We start from the raw sequence: 12,932 nt of genomic DNA on the forward strand, positions 1-12,932 counted from the left end.
TAGCATAAAAAATAATTTAGAATTTTTTATGTTAAAACACAATAAATACAGCTTTTGAGATTTAATACTTTATTATTGTCTATCATATAGCCTTTAATAACGATAATTATGCCTTCTTTTGAGGCAAATCATCATACATTAAAAAATAATTACTTTAGTTTATAAAAGGTGGGAGAGTCGTAATGAATGTCGATATTTCCGTAGATCGGACGTGGCAAAACAATTTTTTAAATAGAATTGATGAAGATGGTCCTTGGACAAACTGGGATTTATATCACTTAGCTTATGAAACAGAAAAATCGTTACTTGTTCCTACTTTTGATGGACTACAAGCACCGAAACATTTATCCCATTTCACGCCGCTTCCGCATCAATTAGAAGTCGCTCAAAATGTGATTGAACAAATGAATGGTAAAGCGATTCTAGCAGATGAAGTAGGTCTTGGAAAAACAATCGAAGCTGGACTTATTTTGAAAGAATACATGGTCCGCGGGCTTGTGAAAAAGGTACTTATACTTGTCCCAGCCTCTCTCGTATCACAATGGGCATACGAGCTGAATACAAAGTTTTTCATTCCCGCTGTAGCACAAAAGAAAAGCTACTCGTGGGAACAAGCTGACGTAATCGTATCATCAATTGATACTGCGAAACGTTCACCACATCGCGATATCGTGTTGAACTTAGAATATGACCTTATTATTATCGATGAAGCACATAAACTGAAAAATAATAAAACAAAAAACTATGAATTTGCACAACGATTAAAAAAGAAGTTTTGTTTATTACTAACCGCTACTCCTGTTCAAAATAAGATTGATGAAATTTTTAACCTTGTTTCTTTATTAAAGCCAGGACATTTAGGCAATCAATCCAACTTTGAAGAATATTACGCTTCCAAAAATCGCTCAGCCGAATCAGATGAAGACTTAAAAGCTCTCATTAACAAAGTAATGGTGCGAAATAGACGACATAATACCGGTATCGATTGGCCGAAGAGACATGTACGTACAATTTTTGTTGAGTTTAATGAACAAGAACAAGCTCTATATAATGATATCGAAAATTGGCGAGGACAAGACGCCTTCACATCTGCTTTCTCATCGTTAACTTTAAAACGGGAAGCGTGTAGTAGTCGTGAGGCTGTTTACTATTCATTGAAAAAGCATGTAGAAAAAAGACAGAAAGAAAATGAACATTATATAAAAGATCCACATATCGATGTGCTAATGGACAAAATTAATCATATTCCTTTCAACTCGAAAGCAACTAAAGCTCTAGAGCTTATAAAAGAAATTGACGATAAAGTCGTCATTTTCACGGAATACCGAGCATCACAGATGTACTTACAATGGTTTTTACAACAACACGGTATTTCTTCTGTCCCATTCCGCGGCGGATTTAAACGCGGGAAGAAAGATTGGATGAAGGAACTTTTCCAAAATCGTGCCCAAGTGTTAATTGCAACGGAAGCTGGCGGAGAAGGCATTAACTTACAGTTTTGTAGCCATATGATCAATTATGATTTGCCATGGAATCCAATGCGTCTTGAGCAAAGAATCGGACGTATTCACCGTCTCGGTCAAAAGAATGATGTTCATATTTATAACTTAGCTACAAAGCATACTGTTGAAGAACATATTTTGAAACTGTTATATGAAAAAATCAACTTATTCGAGCGTGTTATCGGTGAACTCGATGAAATTTTAACGAGAATTAATATGAAAAACATCGACGCGCACATTCAAGAAATTTTCGCGCAATCAAAAAGCGAAGGTGAAATTAGAATTAAGATGGAAAACTTAACATCTATTATCGACTTTGCGAAACGAAATGAAGCTGAGGTGCAAGGCTATGCAGCAACATGAAATTCATAATTACTTATACAATTTCTTTGAGGCGAATAACTGTGAAATTTTAGAACGTTCTCCTCATTTATTAGATGTACAGTTAACAATTGAGATGGATAAATTATTAATGAATCGCCCTTTTTATTGGCACTATCTTGAGAAAACAGGAGGCGTACCGAATCCGATGCGCCTTACTCTTATTACAAATCCAGAAAATGAAGAAAATGAAGAAAATGATGGTGAGCTTATTCACTACGGTTCACCACGTCTACATCAAATTTTCCAAACGACAAAAGAATTAGGCTCTTACATACGTTTATATGAGGATGTAAGACATAATGGGGCAACACATACACCGCTCCACCCTTGGCTCGGTATTAATATAAAAGTTTCCTATCAATGTGATCGAAAAAAAGACATCCTTCACTCGATTGGCATTCATCTCATTTCTGGAACAATGATGGCAAACTTTCATGAAACATTAACAAACATTAAACTTACACCAAAAATACCTGATTTTTGTTTTACGCTCTCGCCCATCATTAAACCTCAAAGTGGTTTACAACGCATAGAAGACGCTTTAAAAAATATAATTGCAGAAGATGACCATACGTGGGCAAAAGAAGCAAGAGTGCGTTGGAATCATGATCTAGACCTTTTAAACCGTTTTTATGAAGAAAGTGACGAACTTCCTGAGAGCTATGAAATTGAAAAACAAGCTCTGCAAGAACAGTATGAACCACGTATTACAGTGCAAATTATTAACGGTGGCCTTTTTTATGTTACCGCGAATCATTTTCTATCTTGAAGAAGCTCCTTCTGCTTTAGAAGGAGCCTCTTTTGAGCTATTTTCTACCCTACTCGCTATCGCCACTACGCTCTTGCTGTTTTTTCTGTGCCATACGTTTCTGCTGTGCACGATCCTTTGCGCTCACATGATTTGCATCAGTTGGAAGATTTTCTTTCGAACGTCCAATTCCATTGCTCATCTTTCCCACTCCTTTTTGCGTTTTTCAAAATACATGTTTATTTTCAGCTAGAGTTTCAATCCTTATACAAAAAAATAAGAGCAGCCATTGGCTACTCTTACTCGCTCACATATTTTTGAAACATATCATGGATGCCTTTATTTACTAGGTTCGAGATCTGCTCGTCAGATTTATTCGGATAACGATCACGCAATCTGATAGATGCCTTCACCATTAAATTTTCTAATACAGAACGGCCACCTTCTCCATAAATAATTTCAGCATATTTAACAAGCCTTCCATCCTCTACTGTTGCTGGATTATGATTGAAGAAAAATTTACTCATTGTCTCCACCTCTCTCTTTTGATAACGTTTACATTTATATAGATTATTTATGTTATTTATTTCACAATATTGTATGCATGTATATTTAATTAGTTTCATTATAAAGCAACATATCGATAGTAAATATGTGATTTTCCGTCCATTTTGTGAACAAACTAAAAATGAAAGCGTTTCCTTTATTATATACTAAAAAAACTTACTACGCTAGGGGCAATTTTTTTCAATCTACTAATCCCTCAAAAATTGATATATTTTTTCTTTTCCCATTAAACCTTATACAATTTTCAGAAATTATATTATAAAATATATGTATGACTTAAGGAGGCTTTGTATGAATCAAAATAAAAAAGCTATATTAGATCTTGTCTTTTATCTCGTAATCCCATTCCTCATTTGGAAATTTGCAAAACCTTATATCGATCCTTATTACGCGATGTTACTTTCCTCTGTTCCGGGGATTATTTATACACTGTATACCTTTAAAAAAGAAAAACAGTTTAACGTGACAGGATTCTTTATTTTAATTACACTCATTTCTAATACAACGGTAGATCTATTATCTGGGTCAGCTGAACGAATGTTATGGAACGATGCGTATTATCACATCGTACTCGGTATTATCGTCATATGTACAATTTTTATAAAAAAACCACTTATGTTATATTTCGCAGCAGATATTGCAGCGCTGCAAGGCCATGACCGCGATAAAAGTCGTGAGCTTTATCGTGATAGTCGTATATATCCAGCACTGCAATATTTAACGTTATTTTTCGGGCTACAATTTATATTAAAAAGCTTTTTAAAAATTTATTTCATCTCTGTTTTTGGTGTAGATGGCTACGGTGAAATGAGAGCGATTATGACCGCTGTCGGCTGGGGCATTTCTATTTGTATCGGAATAGGGTTCGTATGGGTGAACAATAAAATACATGCCGTTACGGAAGAACAAGAATCCGTGCAGTAAACAAAGATCCCCTAGTGTATTACGACACTAGGGGATCTTTGTTTTGCTAGACATATGACTAAAATTTAACTTGATTTTTTTCTTTTACTTTTTACATTTCGATAAAACAAAGCAGCACTCAGCGGCATAACACCAAACCACTTATTCATAAATGGCTCTTTTTCAGCACGGCGTTGTTCTTTCTTTTGTTTTCGATCTTCTTTTGGAGCATCCATATACGACACAAACTGCTGCGTCACAAAGCGAACATAATCATTAGTAGACATATTATCATCACCTCTACTTGATTAGTATGTCCACTTTTTTATACATTAATCTTTTCCTTTAATTCATTCATAATTTGCTTTACAGACTTATTTGTCGTATCGATATGAATATGAGCCTCTTCATAATAAGCTCGGCGTGATTCAAATTTCTTTACGAATGCATCTATATCTTTCTTTTGAAATAGTGGACGTGTCGTATCTTCACGAAGCCTTTCTGCAATTACATTTGGATCACAATATAAATACACGACAGTTCCGTTCTCTTTCATCCACTTGCGATTTTCCGCTCGTTCAATAATTCCCCCACCAGTTGTAATAATGACATTATGGACTGGTAGCGAACGTAACATTTCGCTTTCATATTCCCGAAAAGTCATTTCGCCTTCTTCGGCAAAAATATCACGAATTGCCTTCTTTTGCTTCTCTTCGATTTTTTGATCAGTATCTACAACATCCATTTGAAGTTCTTGACTTAATGCTTTTCCAATTGTTGTTTTCCCTGCTCCCATATAGCCGGTTATGTATATAGATTTCATTTTCTGTCCTCTCAATCGTCATTTATTAATTGTTATTATAACGAAAGATGCTACTTTGTTTAATAAAAAAACGTTTTGTTCTTATACTATGAAGAACAAAACGTAACACTCGCTTTTACTTATAAGTACCTCTTCTCACCCACTGCGTTGCAATCCATTTCTCGCCTTTCGTTACAGGTGCCCCTCCATGTAACGTAAGCTCATTTAGTGATTGATCTTGATAAAAATACTCAAAGTATACTGCCATTCCCTTTCTAGGATGTACAGAAAGATTTAATTTCGGGAAGTACGTTTCCCCGCCTTCTTCTACATCATTTAAATACATTACAAGCGTACTAATACGATTGTTAACAGCTGATCTACTATGTTCCGCAAAATAATCATAGTGTGCTTTATATTGTTGATCCACTTCATAATTTAAAATGTGCAACCCTTCTCCATGCGACGCAGGAACATTCATGATAGATGAAATTCGTTTTTCAATCTTTGAAGTAAGTTCATTGTCTTCCAAAAATGCACCGCTACTTGTTCGAATATTATTTACATCACGTGATGAACCAACTTTAGAACGCTTCATTTTATTTTTAGACATTTCAATCAATTCATCACACTCTTCATCACTTAGTACATTTGCTAATACGACAATAAGAGGTTCTTCGAATTTTGAAATAATGTGTATTTCTCTATCTTCTGTCATAATCGTATTTCCTTTATGATCAAAAATAGTTTGTTCCTTATTTTCACCTATTTGATTGTTATTTGTCATTTCCCTATTCTCCCTAAAAATAATGATTGGATAGCATGAATATATCATATTCTTTCTACCTTTCTCTTTTTTGAGAAAATTTAAACTTTTAATCATTATATTTATCCATTTCTTCTAAAAAGTCAATTCAATTTATAATAGAAACCCCTGGTTTATCTCCATATATTTCACATATTATCCTTCTATCCAATCGACTATTTTTCCATCCTTTTTTCTATACCGAAAGCTCACCGTATAGAAAGCTTCCTGTTTGAGTTTGCACTGCAACGCAACGAAAATTGAATCATTTTCAAAAACATAATTCCCACTCGCTTCTCCCTTTTCATACTGAAAGAAAAATGCACCTTCTTTTTCTTTTTGCTGTAAGTCTTTTTTTATATCTGTAATAGATCGGTTAAGTAGTTCATCCAGTAAAAACTTTTGTTCTATTTCCATATAAAAATTTTTATCTGTAAGCAGCATATTGGTTTCGTATATAAAAAAAGAAGTTAATAAAATAAGAAAGATGATCGTTCCAGGCATTGTAAACCCATTTTGCCCTCTCATACATTCATTTCCATTTCACTATATCGCATAACTACCCCTTCATATATTTTCCCACTAGTATCTTTCACATTTATAATGAGTACATGAGGTGTTAGTTTGTAAGAAACCGTTCCAATATTTTGTAAAACAACTTCTCTCCCACGCCTATTTACCTTTCTTATAAGACGACTATTCTCTTTTTCATATGATACTTCACTCCCATTACGCGATCGGAATCTTAAAATACTTTCTCCATTTTCAAATGCTAGCTGTTCTCCAGATGATACTTCACGAAACTCCAATTGCGTTTGACCTAAAAACACATCCCACTCCCAATCATTTAATCCTTTTGACTGTTTATTTTCCATTTCAATGAAATGTAGGCGGGGAAAGAGCAAAAAAAATATTGATAATAGAAACAGACATACAATCATTTCTATTAATGAAAAACCAAATTCTAATTTACTTTTTCTCCTACATAAAAGCATTGTTCCACCATTCTTTCTTTCACATCTCTCCACATGGTACAAACTTCATTGCCTCCCCAATATGTGTAATACACAATTCCATTCATATTCTTTTCTATTATTCGCTTTTCTTCATTTCCATACATATATATAGCTGCTTCTTTTTTTAATAACCCAGATGCCTTATAACGAATTTGTATATTTTTTCTTTCTTGCATAACTAATACTGTTTGCGGTAGTAGTAACGATACAGCCATCATTAAAACACTTAACGACACAATCATTTCAGCCATTATGGACCCTTTTTGACATTTCACGATACGTAAATCTCCCTCTTCCAAGCTGAAATACAATTTCATATTTATAATTTCGATACGAAATTATAATCGTACCACCTCTATTAATATTTCCACTTGGATTATATGTCATCGGGTTTGGAAACGTATGCAAATCAATTTGTATATCTTCTTCATACTCCCGCTTGACGATATAATACTTTGTACCTAACTCTTTTATAGCATACAAATTTCTATCTTTATACCAACGTAATGTATAGTGCTTTTGACGGTTTATCGCTAATTGCTGCATATACAAAACATCATTTGAAAACTGTCTCAAAAATTGTTCAACTTTTTGTCGCTCGTATAAGGAATGAACACTAAAATACGTAACTATACTCAATACAGAAATAGCAAATAAAACGAGTAACATCTCTAAAAAAGTAAACCCCTGTTGTTTCACAATGTCCTAATTGATACTGTGCCATCATCTGAAATATGAATAGATTCGCCATTCGGACACTTATCAATTGTAATATACTTTTCATCTATCAGTTCTTTTAACGATGGAATTTTATTATGTTGTAATTGATATACTTGTATTTGCGCTTCTATAGATTTCACGTAAGCTGCACACCCTTTTCCTTGGATCGATGAGCGCTGTGTAACTACATTCGGAATAATTAATAGTAATAATATAGTTATGACAACCATTACTAATAGCATCTCTAACAGAGTAAATCCTTCCTCATTCTGCATACAAATGCCTCCTAAATAGAATTCATCATTTGAAACATCGGCATAATCATCGCTAAATACATAAGGACAACGATTCCTCCAATATATGTAAATAAAATAGGCTGAATGATAACTACCATATGTTTAATTTTCCGTTCCATCTTTTCCATAATAAGATCGCTATAGTCACCTAATTCAATCGCTAAATTACCGTTTGCTTGTCCATGCGTAATAACATAAGAAAGTTCTTTCTCGTAATACCCACTTTTAGCAATGATAGATTGTAACTGTTCTCCTCCAATTAATTGTCTTTCAATTCGGCTCGCTTCATATTGAAAGAACGGATGATATCTTTGCTCCATCATTATTGTTAAAGCTTCGCATACTGATAGTCCACCATTTAATAAACCACTCAACTGAGTAGCAAAATAATGTGAATGCTTTAAAATAAGAAATGTTTTGATGAAGGGAATACGATGCATGATTTTTACCTGTCTAATATGTGGAAGTTTCCTAAAATACAACATATATAAACTACATCCAATAATAACAGTTACAATAGCGGTTAAAATAATGTAAGGTAGCATTTTTATTGCACTTAAAATTTGTTCTGTAAGTAGTGGTGTATTAGAACCGAACGAACTATAAACCATTTCAACCTGAGGTAATAAGATGAGGTTGAAAATAAAAAGCATGATTAGTAGAAAAAACACCAAAAACATAGGATACTGCATTATTTTCATCATGTCTCTCCTATACTTATCTTTCTTATAAAGAAGTGCACTTCCTTGTTGCAAAGCGAAAGAAATATCACCATGTTGCTCGGCATAAAATAAATAACTTAACATGTCCTGATGAAACCTTAACTGATGAAAAGAATCGTGTAGACTTTTCCCATCTTTTAATCCCTCAACCATGCGTTGCAATTGTACTTTCTTTTCTACAGGTAATTGAAACTGTAAAAATTCTAATGCTTGTAAAAGAGAGTAGCCTTTTTCTAATAATTCTCCTAAACGTTTCAACAATACTACTTGATTACTTAAACTCCAAGTTTTCTTAAACATAAACATCATCTTCTAAAAACCCTAAAGCATATCCTTTTCGTATTGACGATTCTAAAGTCTCATGTTTGTAAGTAACACATTCTCCATTCGCTTCTTTAAGCGCTTGTTTTAACTCATACCCATATAGCAGCTCATAAATGCTTGCTTGCCTTACTTGCCTCATTGATTTACATAAAGTTGAGCACTTCCCTCTGCAAAACGGACATTTCAATTCGACAAGTCGCTGTGCAGCTACAGCCAATAAAGACTGTTCAATCTCTTGCCTCGTTATACCATAATCCATGAAACGAATGATTGCTCCTTTCGCATCATTCGTATGCAGCGTTGTCATTACTAAATGTCCTGTCAAACTTGCTCTTATAGCTATTTTTGCTGTTTCTTCATCACGGATTTCACCGACTAAAATAATATCTGGATCATGACGTAAAATAGCCTTTAATCCTGTTTCATATGTAAGACCCGCTTTTTCATTTATTTGAATTTGTAATACATCGTCACTTCTTTTTTCAACCGGATCTTCAAGTGTAATGATACGACGTGTTTTCTTTTTTCTAATTACCTCTAATAATGCATACATTGTCGTTGTCTTCCCAGAACCAGTCGGTCCAGTAAACACGAGTAGCCCCTGTGAATAGCGTAAAAACGAGAGTAGTTTTGCTGCCGTACTTGGAAATAACGAAAGATGTGATAAGGGCTGAACAGATGCTTGTAAATGAAGGCGAATAACGAGACTTTCTTGATATACTGTTGGAAGTGTTGAAAGGCGTAAATACACTTCTTGTCCATCAATTTGCAAATACAACGAACCATTCTGTGGCTTCCGTTTCTCTCCTATATCCATAGATGCTAAAAATTTAAAATGTGAGACAAGTTTTTCTCCAAACTCCTTTTCAATACATTGTCTCGTCATTAAATCTTTTCCTATACGTAGTTGCACCGCTACATCCTTCTGCCGGGGCACAATATGTAAATCTGACGCTTGTACCCTACACGCTTCTTTTAAAATTGTATTCGCAAAAATTTCAATCCCATTCATCACTTTTCCCTCCTCACTATGTATATAGCATGAAAACATGCACAATAAAAATTTGGATTTTTGTATTTTCAATAGAGGAAAAAGGAAAAATATGTTTGTGAAATTATGAACAATTTCCGAATTATTGTCTGAAATTACCTATACTCATGTTTATCTGTATTATAATGTTATTATCTTGGATAAAGTGATAAAGGTGGAGATCCTCATGGAACAAGCTTTAAAAATTACAGGTGTTTTAGCTGACCCAACTCGTTATTACATTTATAAATATATTTCGCAAAAACATAGTTACGTAACTGTACAAGAAATTGCAGATGAATTCGATATTCATCCAAACGTAGCACGTTTACATTTATCTAAATTAGAAGATGTTCATATGCTTAAATCGGAAACAAAGAAAACTGGAAAAGGCGGAAGACCAAGCAGATTATATGTCTTATCTGAAGATGTTATTCAATTGCAATTTCCATTCCGTGATTATCAATTGTTAGCAAGAATAGCATTTAATTCTTTACTTAGCCTTGGCGCTGCTGGTGAGAAAGCGCTATACGAAACAGGAAAACAATTCGGGGCCGAATTAATGCAACAACATATGCAACGTTTAAATGTGAGTGAAGGTGCTTTAACAGTAGAACAAAAAGTTCAAATTGCAAAAGAAGCTTTCTCAACAGCCGGCTTATCACCTGCATTTGAATTAAGTGCAGATGGAACAAAAATTTTCTATGATGTACACAATTGTCCATTTAAAGAAGTGGCTGTTCATCATCCAACTGAAATTTGTAACATGCACGGAGATATGATGAAAGGAATTTTTGAAATCCTATTCCCTAACATGGAATTAACTCGAAATGATAGTCTATTAGATGGATGTAAATCTTGTAATTATAAACTAACAATTTAATTTCTCATATAAAAAGAAGCCAATAATAATTGGCTTCTTTTTATATGAATGAATATTTACAATAGTAAGAAAAATAAACTATAATGAAAAGAGGTTTTACTTTTTCTAGAAAAGGAGGGAAATAGCATGGATCGCATGTTTCGCGTTCTCGGCTTTTGGACTGGAATTTTCTCGGTTATGTTTTACGTAGGAGATATGCAACAGGCTGCACTACTATTTTTAGGACAAACAGGTTTCTTCGTACTTTTAAGCTATTTAAAATTAACAGAGCGTATGTATATATACGTATTCGGGGCATATTTAACTGTTTTCTTCATAGGATTTACATACTACACGACATTTTTACTTGTCCCTGGGGCTGGACATTAAAAGATGGCATTTTGCCATCTTTTTTTTAATCCCGGAATTTCCTAGTTGACTTATAGGTTTTATTACCTTATATTCTATATAACAGATTGGAATTAGGGGGAATCAACATGAATACACTGCTTGTCGGAATTAACGTTGCAGTCATGCTCATCTTAGTTGGCGTATTATATTATATGCAACGTAAGCATGTATCTTTTAATAAACGTGTATTTACCGCTTTAGGAGTCGGAATTTTATTCGGTCTTATATTACAATTCATTTATGAGCCAACTTCTAAAGTAATTATTGAATCAAATACTTGGTTTGGCTTAATTGGTAACGGTTATGTGAAATTACTTCAAATGATCGTTATGCCACTTATTTTAGTATCTATTATTTCAGCATTTACAAAATTACAGTTAACGAAAAACCTTGGTAAAATTAGTGGTCTTATTATCGGAATTTTAATTCTTACTACAGGAATCGCTGCAGCTGTCGGTATCGCTGCAAGTGCAGGATTTGATGTATCTGCAACAGGCTTGCAACAAGGTGATGCAGAATCTGCTCGTCTGAAACTAGTTGAAGAAAGATTTACTTCTATTGAAAAGACAACAATTCCAGATAAATTATTAGAGCTATTGCCTACAAATCCGTTTCTTGATTTAACAGGCGCTCGTCCAACATCAACAATTTCTGTCGTAATATTTGCAGCCTTTATCGGCATTGCCTTTATAGGTGTAAAACGAAAATATCCAGAACAAGCAGAGCTATTTAAGAAAATGCTTGATGCTGTATATGCAATCGTAATGCGTATGGTAACATTAATTTTACGCCTTACTCCATACGGCGTATTAGCTCTTATGGCAAAAACAGTTGCTGGTAGCGATATAAATGCTATTTTAAAGCTTGGTAACTTCGTGTTAGCCTCTTATGTAGCACTTATCGTAATGTTTATCATTCACTTATTATTAATTGCATTGTCTGGTTTAAATCCAATTCAATATTTGAAAAAAGTGTTCCCTGTACTAACTTTTGCATTCACATCTCGCTCTAGTGCTGGTGCGATGCCATTAAATATTGAAGCTCAAAAAGAAAAGCTTGGTATCTCCGAAGGAATTGCAAACTTCGCAGCTTCATTTGGGGTATCTATCGGACAAAACGGTTGCGCAGGTATTTATCCAGCAATGCTTGCAATGATGGTCGCTCCAACTGTAGGAATTGATCCATTACAACCACAATTTATTTTAACTTTAATCGCTGTTGTTGCTATTAGCTCATTCGGTGTTGCCGGAGTTGGTGGCGGTGCAACATTCGCAGCTTTAATCGTACTATCTACAATGAACTTACCAATCGGTATTGTTGCTCTAGTTATCTCAGTTGAGCCATTAATCGATATGGGTCGTACAGCTCTTAACGTAAGTGGTTCTATGACAGCAGGTCTTATTTCAAGTAAATGGCTTGGTGAATTAGATCAAGATACGTACAATCAAGACGATACAAAAACTGGTGAAATTGCTTCATAATGAAAGAAAGACGCTAACATACAATTGTTAGCGTCTTTTTTATTCCGTTCCCTCTTTATAGATCTTATCTTGAGAATTATCACTCCAAGTATTCTTTTAATTGCTCTTTTAACTCTTCCTCAATCTCATAACAAGATTCATCAGCGAGTTCCCCTACTTTCTTACTACCCAAAATGTTTAATTGAATTGGCATTCCTAAAAAGATTCTTTCACATTTCTAAATTGGAATATCGTGAAATTCAATCATTTCTTTTTCTTCATCTATATAGCTATAGCAACTGATGAATAATAACCCACCTCAAAGGGATTCTCTTTTTCTCTTGCAAATCCCATATCTAATTCCATGTTTTTTTCTATGT

Annotated in this window: 19 protein-coding genes and 1 pseudogene; 7 read left to right on the plus strand and 13 right to left on the minus strand. The window is 34.1% G+C overall.

Going from position 1 to position 12,932, the window contains the following annotated elements; all coding sequences use genetic code 11:
• The first annotated feature begins 182 nt into the window (after positions 1-182).
• Entirely contained in the window at positions 183-1,865 is a 1,683-nt protein-coding gene (locus tag MR167_RS15720) for a DEAD/DEAH box helicase (protein ID WP_001100040.1), read from the plus strand.
• Positions 1,852-2,655 (plus strand): YqhG family protein, encoded by an 804-nt coding sequence (locus MR167_RS15725; RefSeq protein WP_001183974.1) that lies wholly within the window; start codon positions 1,852-1,854, stop codon positions 2,653-2,655. The genes MR167_RS15720 and MR167_RS15725 overlap by 14 nt, the downstream gene beginning before the upstream one ends.
• Before the next feature lie 49 nt (positions 2,656-2,704).
• Here MR167_RS15725 and MR167_RS32965 read toward each other — a convergent pair whose 3' ends face one another.
• Positions 2,705-2,836: a hypothetical protein gene (locus MR167_RS32965; protein ID WP_000064665.1), complete on the minus strand. Its 132-nt coding sequence runs from the start codon at positions 2,834-2,836 to the stop codon at positions 2,705-2,707.
• 97 nt (positions 2,837-2,933) lie between these two features.
• Positions 2,934-3,161 (minus strand): hypothetical protein, encoded by a 228-nt coding sequence (locus MR167_RS15730; RefSeq protein ID WP_000032702.1) that lies wholly within the window; start codon positions 3,159-3,161, stop codon positions 2,934-2,936.
• Between the two features lie 73 nt (positions 3,162-3,234).
• Between MR167_RS15730 and MR167_RS15735 the strand changes: the two genes are divergently transcribed.
• Entirely contained in the window at positions 3,235-3,351 is a 117-nt protein-coding gene (locus MR167_RS15735) for a hypothetical protein (protein ID WP_003279814.1), read from the plus strand.
• 141 nt (positions 3,352-3,492) lie between these two features.
• Positions 3,493-4,125: a VC0807 family protein gene (locus MR167_RS15740; protein ID WP_001073111.1), complete on the plus strand. Its 633-nt coding sequence runs from the start codon at positions 3,493-3,495 to the stop codon at positions 4,123-4,125.
• Between the two features lie 65 nt (positions 4,126-4,190).
• Here the strand turns inward: MR167_RS15740 and MR167_RS15745 are convergent, their stop codons facing one another.
• From MR167_RS15745 to comGA, 10 genes are all read right to left on the minus strand, one after another.
• Entirely contained in the window at positions 4,191-4,391 is a 201-nt protein-coding gene (locus tag MR167_RS15745) for a YqzE family protein (protein ID WP_000106083.1), read from the minus strand.
• 38 nt (positions 4,392-4,429) lie between these two features.
• Positions 4,430-4,927 (minus strand): shikimate kinase, encoded by a 498-nt coding sequence (locus MR167_RS15750; RefSeq protein ID WP_000836666.1) that lies wholly within the window; start codon positions 4,925-4,927, stop codon positions 4,430-4,432.
• Positions 4,928-5,042: 115 nt separating this feature from the next.
• On the minus strand, positions 5,043-5,693 hold the full coding sequence (locus tag MR167_RS15755) for a 2OG-Fe(II) oxygenase (RefSeq protein WP_242314963.1): 651 nt from the start codon (positions 5,691-5,693) through the stop codon (positions 5,043-5,045).
• A gap of 174 nt (positions 5,694-5,867) precedes the next feature.
• Positions 5,868-6,239: a competence type IV pilus minor pilin ComGG gene (gene comGG / locus MR167_RS15760; protein ID WP_001214886.1), complete on the minus strand. Its 372-nt coding sequence runs from the start codon at positions 6,237-6,239 to the stop codon at positions 5,868-5,870.
• Positions 6,236-6,706 carry a competence type IV pilus minor pilin ComGF gene (comGF, locus tag MR167_RS15765; protein ID WP_000923110.1) on the minus strand — a complete coding sequence of 157 codons (471 nt, stop codon included), beginning with the start codon at positions 6,704-6,706 and terminating at the stop codon, positions 6,236-6,238. The genes comGG and comGF overlap by 4 nt, the downstream gene beginning before the upstream one ends.
• Complete coding sequence (locus tag MR167_RS15770; protein WP_000829465.1) at positions 6,676-6,978, minus strand: hypothetical protein; 303 nt, start codon at positions 6,976-6,978, stop codon at positions 6,676-6,678. The genes comGF and MR167_RS15770 overlap by 31 nt, the downstream gene beginning before the upstream one ends.
• Positions 6,971-7,426, minus strand: coding sequence for a competence type IV pilus minor pilin ComGD (gene comGD / locus MR167_RS15775; protein ID WP_002082168.1), 456 nt, complete (start codon positions 7,424-7,426; stop codon positions 6,971-6,973). The genes MR167_RS15770 and comGD overlap by 8 nt, the downstream gene beginning before the upstream one ends.
• Positions 7,423-7,722 carry a competence type IV pilus major pilin ComGC gene (gene comGC / locus MR167_RS15780; RefSeq protein WP_001178680.1) on the minus strand — a complete coding sequence of 100 codons (300 nt, stop codon included), beginning with the start codon at positions 7,720-7,722 and terminating at the stop codon, positions 7,423-7,425. The genes comGD and comGC overlap by 4 nt, the downstream gene beginning before the upstream one ends.
• A gap of 11 nt (positions 7,723-7,733) precedes the next feature.
• Complete coding sequence (gene comGB / locus MR167_RS15785) at positions 7,734-8,771, minus strand: competence type IV pilus assembly protein ComGB (protein ID WP_276575830.1); 1,038 nt, start codon at positions 8,769-8,771, stop codon at positions 7,734-7,736.
• The gene (gene comGA, locus MR167_RS15790) at positions 8,758-9,801 is read right to left on the minus strand and encodes a competence type IV pilus ATPase ComGA (RefSeq protein WP_001013181.1); all 1,044 of its coding nucleotides are present in this window, start codon (positions 9,799-9,801) and stop codon (positions 8,758-8,760) included. Before comGA ends, comGB begins: the two co-directional genes overlap by 14 nt.
• Before the next feature lie 205 nt (positions 9,802-10,006).
• Here comGA and MR167_RS15795 point away from each other — a divergent pair, with 205 nt between their 5' ends.
• The 3 genes from MR167_RS15795 (at position 10,007) to MR167_RS15805 (ending at position 12,573) form a co-directional block, all read left to right on the plus strand.
• Positions 10,007-10,702: a helix-turn-helix transcriptional regulator gene (locus MR167_RS15795; protein ID WP_000434110.1), complete on the plus strand. Its 696-nt coding sequence runs from the start codon at positions 10,007-10,009 to the stop codon at positions 10,700-10,702.
• A 126-nt stretch (positions 10,703-10,828) separates the two neighbouring features.
• The gene (locus MR167_RS15800; RefSeq protein ID WP_000375619.1) at positions 10,829-11,071 is read left to right on the plus strand and encodes a DUF2626 domain-containing protein; all 243 of its coding nucleotides are present in this window, start codon (positions 10,829-10,831) and stop codon (positions 11,069-11,071) included.
• 107 nt (positions 11,072-11,178) lie between these two features.
• The gene (locus MR167_RS15805; RefSeq protein WP_001094344.1) at positions 11,179-12,573 is read left to right on the plus strand and encodes an L-cystine transporter; all 1,395 of its coding nucleotides are present in this window, start codon (positions 11,179-11,181) and stop codon (positions 12,571-12,573) included.
• 79 nt (positions 12,574-12,652) lie between these two features.
• Here MR167_RS15805 and MR167_RS15810 read toward each other — a convergent pair.
• A pseudogene (locus MR167_RS15810) lies at positions 12,653-12,932 on the minus strand (hypothetical protein); the annotation flags it as partial.

This window comes from Bacillus cereus group sp. BfR-BA-01355 (assembly GCF_022663675.1).
Classification (GTDB): Bacteria; Bacillota; Bacilli; order Bacillales; family Bacillaceae_G; genus Bacillus_A; species Bacillus_A thuringiensis_S.

Bases quoted from the DNA above. Each gene is read 5' to 3' on its own strand.
- MR167_RS15745 (WP_000106083.1), bottom strand. From the start codon at position 4,391: ATGTCTACTAATGATTATGTTCGCTTTGTGACGCAGCAGTTTGTGTCG.
- MR167_RS32965 (WP_000064665.1), bottom strand. From the start codon at position 2,836: ATGAGCAATGGAATTGGACGTTCGAAAGAAAATCTTCCAACTGATGCA.
- MR167_RS15805 (WP_001094344.1), top strand. From the start codon at position 11,179: ATGAATACACTGCTTGTCGGAATTAACGTTGCAGTCATGCTCATCTTA.
- comGF (WP_000923110.1), bottom strand. From the start codon at position 6,706: ATGCTTTTATGTAGGAGAAAAAGTAAATTAGAATTTGGTTTTTCATTA.
- MR167_RS15740 (WP_001073111.1), top strand. From the start codon at position 3,493: ATGAATCAAAATAAAAAAGCTATATTAGATCTTGTCTTTTATCTCGTA.
- comGG (WP_001214886.1), bottom strand. From the start codon at position 6,239: ATGAGAGGGCAAAATGGGTTTACAATGCCTGGAACGATCATCTTTCTT.
- MR167_RS15730 (WP_000032702.1), bottom strand. From the start codon at position 3,161: ATGAGTAAATTTTTCTTCAATCATAATCCAGCAACAGTAGAGGATGGA.
- MR167_RS15795 (WP_000434110.1), top strand. From the start codon at position 10,007: ATGGAACAAGCTTTAAAAATTACAGGTGTTTTAGCTGACCCAACTCGT.
- MR167_RS15755 (WP_242314963.1), bottom strand. From the start codon at position 5,693: ATGACAAATAACAATCAAATAGGTGAAAATAAGGAACAAACTATTTTT.
- comGC (WP_001178680.1), bottom strand. From the start codon at position 7,722: ATGCAGAATGAGGAAGGATTTACTCTGTTAGAGATGCTATTAGTAATG.
- MR167_RS15720 (WP_001100040.1), top strand. From the start codon at position 183: ATGAATGTCGATATTTCCGTAGATCGGACGTGGCAAAACAATTTTTTA.
- MR167_RS15770 (WP_000829465.1), bottom strand. From the start codon at position 6,978: ATGGCTGAAATGATTGTGTCGTTAAGTGTTTTAATGATGGCTGTATCG.
- MR167_RS15725 (WP_001183974.1), top strand. From the start codon at position 1,852: ATGCAGCAACATGAAATTCATAATTACTTATACAATTTCTTTGAGGCG.
- MR167_RS15735 (WP_003279814.1), top strand. From the start codon at position 3,235: ATGCATGTATATTTAATTAGTTTCATTATAAAGCAACATATCGATAGT.
- MR167_RS15800 (WP_000375619.1), top strand. From the start codon at position 10,829: ATGGATCGCATGTTTCGCGTTCTCGGCTTTTGGACTGGAATTTTCTCG.
- comGA (WP_001013181.1), bottom strand. From the start codon at position 9,801: ATGAATGGGATTGAAATTTTTGCGAATACAATTTTAAAAGAAGCGTGT.
- comGB (WP_276575830.1), bottom strand. From the start codon at position 8,771: ATGTTTATGTTTAAGAAAACTTGGAGTTTAAGTAATCAAGTAGTATTG.
- MR167_RS15750 (WP_000836666.1), bottom strand. From the start codon at position 4,927: ATGAAATCTATATACATAACCGGCTATATGGGAGCAGGGAAAACAACA.